Origin of the sequence: Streptomyces sp. AcH 505 (assembly GCF_000818175.1) — a bacterium.
Classification (GTDB): Bacteria; Actinomycetota; Actinomycetes; order Streptomycetales; family Streptomycetaceae; genus Streptomyces.
In genome coordinates, this window is the sequence record NZ_JTIY01000001.1 from 2,919,515 (window position 1) to 2,926,429 (window position 6,915).

The window sequence follows — 6,915 nt, forward strand, 5'->3', positions numbered from 1 at the left end:
GAGCGTACGGCCGCGCCGGCGCTTGGGCAGCCCGCTGTCGCCGAGCTGCGCCTCGGCCTCCGCGAAGCTGTGTTCGGCGAAGTCCGGCGCCGCCACCTCGGGCGGAAGCTCGGCGGACGGCGCGGTCGCGGCGCGTGAGGTGGCCGGGCGGCCTGTCGCGGCCGGTGCCGGGGTCGTGAGAGGCGTCGCGGTCGGTGCCGTGGCCGGTGTCGTGCGCCGGGCGGGCGCCGCCACCGGGGCCGTCACCGGCGCCGGGCCCTCCCGGTGCAGCTGGGTGAGCACGTCCTGCGGCAGCATCAGCAGCGCGCCGGTCCCGCCGCGCGCCGATGGCCGGAAGGACACGGTCAGTCCGTGCTTGCGCGCCAGCCGGCCCACGACGGCGAGCCCGAGCCGGGTGCCGGAGAATCCGGTGAGGTCGGACTGTTCGCTGCCCACGGCGCGTTCCGCGCGGCGCAGCTGTACGTCGCTCATGACCAGGCCGCTGTCCTCGACGGTGATGACGATCCCGGCGGGGACCTCCTCCACGTACACATGGACCTCGGCGGTGGGCGGCGAGAAGTTCGCGGCGTTGTCGAGGAGTTCGGCGAGTGCGTGCATGACGCCCTCGGCGGCGTGGCCCGCGACGGCCGCGTCGCTGGTGGAGTGCAGCCGCACCCGCTGGTAGCCGCTGATGCGGCCCATCGCGCCGCGCAGGATGGACTCCATCACGATGGGCTTCGCCCAGCGCCGTCCGGAGCGCGCGCCGGTCAGTACGGCGACGGAGTCGGCGAGCCGGCCCGCCTGGGCCGTGCGGTGGTCGAGGTGCAGCAGGTCGGCCAGGACGTCCTCGTCGGCGTGCCGGTTCTCCATCTCGCGGAGGTCGGCGAGCATGCCGGTCGCGAGTGCCTGCATCCGTCCTGCGGCGTTGGAGCTGACGGAGACGGCGGCGGCGCGTCTGGCGGCGCTCTTCGCGGCCTCCTCGAAGGCGCGTCGCACGTCTGCCTCGCCCCTGCGGGTCTCCTCCTTCGCCGCGCGGGTCTCGGCGGCGAACTGGTCGGCGCGGGCGGCGAGCGACTCGTTGTGCTCACGCAGCTGCCGGGCCGTCCACAGGGCGTGGGCCGCGACGGTGACCGCGGCGGTCAGCGCGACGGCTGCCGCGGCCGAACCCCAGGCCAGCGGCGTCCGTACGGACGCGGGTGCGGCGGAGACGGCCCACAGGCACAGGAGGGCGCAGACTGCGGCCGATATCAGCAGAGCCGGTGCTGTGGGCCGGAGTGAGGGGCGCAAATCGGCTACCTCGTAAAGAAGGGGGGACGGGGGGTGGCGGTCGGTCGGCGACGGTCTGAAGCGACATGGTCATGTTGAATAATGATCAAACCGTGCCCACTATAGGAGAATTGACGATCAGTTTGGGAGCTTCCTGTTGGGATTCTTCTGTGCTGTAGCCGTGATGCCGGTGTGCCATACGTGACGAAACGGGCTCCTGTTTCGCTTTAGGGGGCATCCTGGAGCCATGGCTGAGCAGCGGAGGACGGCGACGGCAACGGCGCTCGCACGGGAACTGCGCGGAGCGGTGCGCGGCGATGTGGAGTTCGGTGTGGCGGCGCGCGCACTGCACACGATGGACGCGTCCAACTACCGGCGGGTGCCGGTCGGCGTCGTCGCGCCGCGCGACGCGGCGGACGTGGCGGCGGCGCTCGCCGTGTGCCGCGAGCACGGCGTGCCGGTGGTGGCGCGCGGCGCGGGGACCTCCATCGCCGGGCAGGCCACCGGCGTCGGGGTGGTCCTCGACTTCACCCGCCACATGCGCGGCATCCTCGCCGTGGACGCGCAGGCCCGTACGGCCGTCGTCCAGCCCGGCGTCGTCCTGGACGACCTGCGCGCCGCCGTACGGCACCACGGGCTGACCTTCGGACCCGATCCGTCCACGCACAGCCGCTGCACGCTCGGCGGGATGATCGGCAACAACTCCTGCGGATCACACTCGGTCGCCTGGGGGACGACGGCCGACAACGTCCACGCCCTGTCCGTCATCACTTACGGAGGCCGGCCGCTGGAGCTGGCCAAGGGCCGGCACGGCGCGGACGGCGCCCCCGAAGGCCTGCGCGAACTGGTCGACCACAACCTCGCCCTGCTGCGCACCGGTTACCCCACCGGGCTGCCCCGCCGGATCTCCGGCTACGCCCTGGACGCCCTGCTGCCCGAGTCGGGCGTGGACGTCGCCCGCGCCTACTGTGGCAGCGAGGGCACCCTCGGCGTGCTCACCGAAGCGACCGTACGGCTCGTCGACGCGCCCGCCGCACGCGCGCTCGCCGTCATCGGCTACGCCGACGAGAGCGCGGCGGCCGAGGCGGCGGCAGGACTGCTCCCGTACCACCCGCTCACCGTCGAGGGCATGGCGGAAGACCTGGTCAGCCCCGGCCACGACCTGCCGCGCGGCGCCGCCTGGCTGTTCGTGGAGACCGGTGGCGCGACACCGGCCGAGGCGCGGGCGCGCGCAGCGGAGATCCTTGGCGCCGCCGACGCGCTGGACGGCCGGATCGTCACCGACCTAGTCGGACAGCGCGCGCTGTGGCGGGTACGGGAGGACGCGTCCGGCACGGCGACCCGGATGCCCGACGGCAGCGAGGCATGGCCCGGTTGGGAGGACTGCGCCGTGCCGCCCGCCCGACTCGGCCCGTACCTGCGGGAGTTCCGCGCGCTGCTCGCCCAACACGGCCTGCGCGGAACCCCGTACGGGCACTTCGGCGACGGCTGCATCCATGTCCGCATCGACTTCGACCTGATGAGTGAGGACGGCGTACGGCGCTTTCGCGCCTTCTCGCAGGACACGGCCGAACTGGTCGTCGCCCACGGCGGCTCGCTGTCGGGCGAGCACGGCGACGGGCTGGCGCGCGCCGAGCTGCTGCCGAAGATGTACGGCGACGAACTGGTCGCCCTCTTCGGCCGGTTCAAGGACCTGTGGGACCCGGCGGGCGGACTGAACCCCGGCGTACTGGCCCGTCCGGCCCGGCTCGACGAGAACCTGCGCTTCGCCGTACTGCCCCGGCGGCCGGTCGACGTGGCCTTCGGCTACCCGCACGACGGTCCGGAGGGCGGCGACTTCTCCGCGGCGGTACGACGCTGTGTGGGCGTCGCCAAATGCCGTGTCGCCGGGCCGAGTTCGGGGGCGCGGGTGATGTGTCCCTCGTTCCGCGCGACGGGCGAGGAGCAGCACTCCACCCGCGGCCGGGCCCGGCTGCTGCACGAGATGCTGGCAGGCGACGCGAGCGGCCCCGAAGGGAGCGCGACCGAGGGCATCGTGACCGACGGCTGGCGCTCGACGGAGGTACGGGACGCGCTCGACCTGTGCCTGTCCTGCAAGGGCTGCCGCAGCGACTGCCCGGTGGGCGTCGACATGGCCACGTACAAGGCGGAGTTCCTGCACCAGCACTACCGGGGCAGGCGCAGGCCCATGGCGCACTACACGATGGGCCTGCTGCCGCGCTGGCTGCGGCTGGCGGCGCCGTACGCCCGGCTGCTCAACGCGGGCGCGCGGGTCGCGCCGCTGGCGGCGCTCGCGAAGCGGCTCGGCGGGATCGCCCCGGAGCGTACGATCCCGCGGCTGGCGCCCGAGACGTTCACGCGCTGGTGGCGGCGGCACACGAAGGGCCGGTCGACGGAGCAGGCCCGTACCGCCGTGCTGTGGCCCGACACCTTCACCGACCATCTCTCGCCCTCGGTCGGCCGGGCCGCCGTACGCGTGATGGAGGCGGCCGGGATGGGCCTGGTCGCGCCGCCGGACGGCGGTCAGGTGTGCTGCGGGCTGACGTACGTCTCCACCGGCCAGCTCGACCGGGCGCGCACGGTCATGCGCCGCACACTCGACGTCATGGAACCGCTGCTCGACGAGGGGCTGCCGGTGGTGGTGCTGGAACCGAGCTGCGCCGCCGCGCTGAAGACGGACCTGCCGGAGCTGCTGGGCGACGACCCGCGCGCGGCGCGGCTGGCCGCGTCGGTGCGTACCTTCGCGCAGGCGCTGGAAGAGTGCGCGGGGGACTGGCAGCCGCCCCGCGTCGACCGTCCGGTGGCCGGCCAGACGCACTGCCACCAGCACGCCGTGCTCGGCGACGCCGCCGAGCGCAGACTGCGTGAACGGGCCGGACTGACCGGCGAGTTGAGCGGCGGCTGCTGCGGTCTCGCGGGCAACTTCGGTTTCGAGAAGGGCCACTACGACGTGTCGGTGGCCTGCGCCGAGGACCAACTCCTGCCGGCCGTGCGGGCGGCAGGGGAGGGCACGGAGCTGCTGGCGGACGGTTTCTCGTGCCGTACCCAGCTGGAACAGCTGGCGGGACGCGAGGCGCACCATCTGGCGGAGGTGCTGGCGCGGGCCCTGGACGCGCGGTCCTGAAACGCGACGACGCCGGGGCGGGATGGAGACCATCCCGCCCCGGCGCCGGTGTGCGGAGAATGCGTGCGGAGCGTCCTACGCCTTGGCCTCGGCCTCGGCAGGCTCCTTGCTGAACGCGGCGGCCGTGGTCCGCAGCGGTACTTCCTTGATGAACATGGCCAGCACGAACGCGATCACCAGCACGGCCGCACCCACCAGGAACGCGACGGATATCGCCCCGGTGAAGCCCACCTTGAACGGCTGCGCCAGCGCCGGGTCGAGGTGGCTCAGGAACGAGGTGTCGTTGAGCGTGCCCGCCGACCCCGACGAAGCCGACGTCAGTGTCTTGAGCTGGTCCGGATGGGCCTTGGCCGCCGCCTGGAAGGCGGCGCTGCCACGGGCGTCGGCGAACGCCGAGCTGATCTTGTCGCCGACGATCGAGTAGACGATCGACAGGAAGACCGCGACGCCGAGGGTGCCGCCCATCTGCCGGAAGAACGTCGTGGACGAGGTCGCGACCCCGATGTCACGTGGCGACACGGCGTTCTGCATGGCCAGCACGATGGTCTGCATGTTCAGACCCAGTCCGGCGCCGACCACGAACATCGCGACGTCCGTGTAGACCAGACCGCTGTCGGCCTTCAGCTGCCACAGCAGCAGCATGCCGATCACCAGCAGTCCGCCGCCGATGATCGGGAAGATCTTGTAACGCCCGGTGCGCGAGGTTATCTGACCCGCCACGACCGAGAGCGACATGATGCCGAGCACGAGCGGCAGGGTCAGCAGCCCGGCCTTCGTCGGGGAGTTGCCCTTGACCAGCTGGAGGTAGAGCGGCAGCAGCGTGATGCCGCCGAACATGCCGATACCGATGATCAGCGACTGCGCGGCGCCGACGGAGAAGACGCTGTTGCGGAACAGCCGCATGGGCAGCAGCGCCTCGTCCCCCGCGCGCCGTTCGGCGAACAGGAAGGCGACGATGCCGACAACGCCGATGATGTAGCAGGTGACCGAGGAACCGGCACCCCAGCCCCAGGTCCTGCCCTGCTCGGCGACGATCAGCAGCGGCACGAGCGCGACCATCAGGCTCAGGGCGCCCGCGAAGTCGATGCGGTGCTTGCGCGGTGTGTGCTCCAGGTGCAGGACCTTGGTCACGACGACCAGCGCGCCGATGCCGATCGGGACGTTGATGAGGAAGATCCAGCGCCAGCCGTCGATGCCGGCCAGCGTGTCCTGGCCGGCCAGTGCGCCGCCCACCACCGGGCCGAGGACGCTGGACGTACCGAAGACGGCCATGAAGTAGCCCTGGTACTTGGCACGTTCACGCGGCGGGATGATGTCGCCGATGATCGCGAGGGCCAGCGAGAACAGACCGCCGGCGCCTATGCCCTGGAAGGCACGGAAGGCGGCCAGCATGTACATCGACGTGGACAGCGTGCAGAGCGCGGAGCCCGCGATGAAGACGGCGATGGCGAAGATGAAGAACGGCTTGCGGCCGTACTGGTCCGACAGCTTGCCGTAGAGCGGCGTCGCGATCGTCGAGGTGATGAGGAAGGCCGTGGTCACCCACGCCTGTGCGGTGAGCCCGTTGAGACTCTCGCCGATCTTGTAGATCGCCGTCGAGACGACGGTCTGGTCGAGTGCTGCGAGAAACATGCCCAGGAGCAGCCCGGACAGGATCACCAGGATCTGACGGTGCGTGTAGCCGGTCCGGTTCGCCTCCCCTGGGGTCTCCGGGCCGGCGTTGGCCGATGCGGCGCCGGCGGTGGTACTCATTGCCTGGTCTCCTCTCGACCCGCCGGTCGGACCGTGGTCCAGTCGGTGCCGGCGAGTGCGGTCTTGTAGGTCTCGAAGTCGTCGATGAACCGCATCAGCAGCGCGGAGAGCTGGTTGCGGTCGTGGCTGTTCCAGGTGTGCAGCATCCGGTCGTAGTGCAGGTCCCGTAGCTGCTTGCGGTCGGCGACCGCCTGCCGGGCCTTGTCGGTCGCCAGCAGCAGACTGGCACGCCCGTCCACCGCGTCGGCGCGGCGTTCCACGAAGCCGTCGCGCACGAGCTGCGCCACCTGCCGGCTCACCGTGGACGGGTCGGACTGCACCAGGCCGGCCAGCTCCTTGAGGCGCATCGGGCCGTGCGTGACGAGCGTCCCCATCAGCAGCTGGGCCGACCAGACGACGTCGTGGCGGGCCTTGTCCAGCATGTGCGCGCGGGTTCTGACGAACAGGTTCATCAGTCGCTCCACTCCCTCCGCGAGCGGAGTGACGAGTCCGTCGTCGTCGCCCATGCTGCTGTCCCTCCCCGGCGGAGCCACATAACTTGCATGTGCCATGCAAGTGCCTGATACGGGCAACTATATCGGTGGATGACTGCTACACCTACTGCGTATTGTCGAGTGCATTACGTTGGACTGCGAGTCCGCTATGGTGGACTGGCATCACGGGGCGAGTGGGGAGGATTTCGGTGGAAGAGCCGCGAACGGGCACGGTGGCGGGCGGGCCGGGCCTGTCGGCGGGTGCGGCGCCTGGAAGCGCGCCTGGAAGCGCGCCCGACGCCGCGCCTGGTGCCGCGTCGG

Annotated in this window: 4 protein-coding genes; 1 reads left to right on the plus strand and 3 read right to left on the minus strand. The window is 71.6% G+C overall.

Annotated features, from left to right (window positions below; all coding sequences use genetic code 11):
- Positions 1 to 1,266 (minus strand): ATP-binding protein (locus tag HY68_RS40695; protein WP_078863928.1); only part of this gene is annotated, 1,266 nt, incomplete at its 3' end.
- 226 nt (positions 1,267 to 1,492) lie between these two features.
- Here HY68_RS40695 and HY68_RS13430 point away from each other — a divergent pair.
- Positions 1,493 to 4,369, plus strand: coding sequence for an FAD-binding and (Fe-S)-binding domain-containing protein (locus HY68_RS13430; protein WP_041988470.1), 2,877 nt, complete (start codon positions 1,493 to 1,495; stop codon positions 4,367 to 4,369).
- 75 nt (positions 4,370 to 4,444) lie between these two features.
- Here HY68_RS13430 and HY68_RS13435 read toward each other — a convergent pair whose 3' ends face one another.
- The gene (locus HY68_RS13435) at positions 4,445 to 6,121 is read right to left on the minus strand and encodes an MDR family MFS transporter (protein ID WP_041988472.1); all 1,677 of its coding nucleotides are present in this window, start codon (positions 6,119 to 6,121) and stop codon (positions 4,445 to 4,447) included.
- On the minus strand, positions 6,118 to 6,627 hold the full coding sequence (locus HY68_RS13440; protein WP_052457088.1) for a MarR family transcriptional regulator: 510 nt from the start codon (positions 6,625 to 6,627) through the stop codon (positions 6,118 to 6,120). The genes HY68_RS13435 and HY68_RS13440 overlap by 4 nt, the downstream gene beginning before the upstream one ends.
- Positions 6,628 to 6,915: the final 288 nt, after the last annotated feature.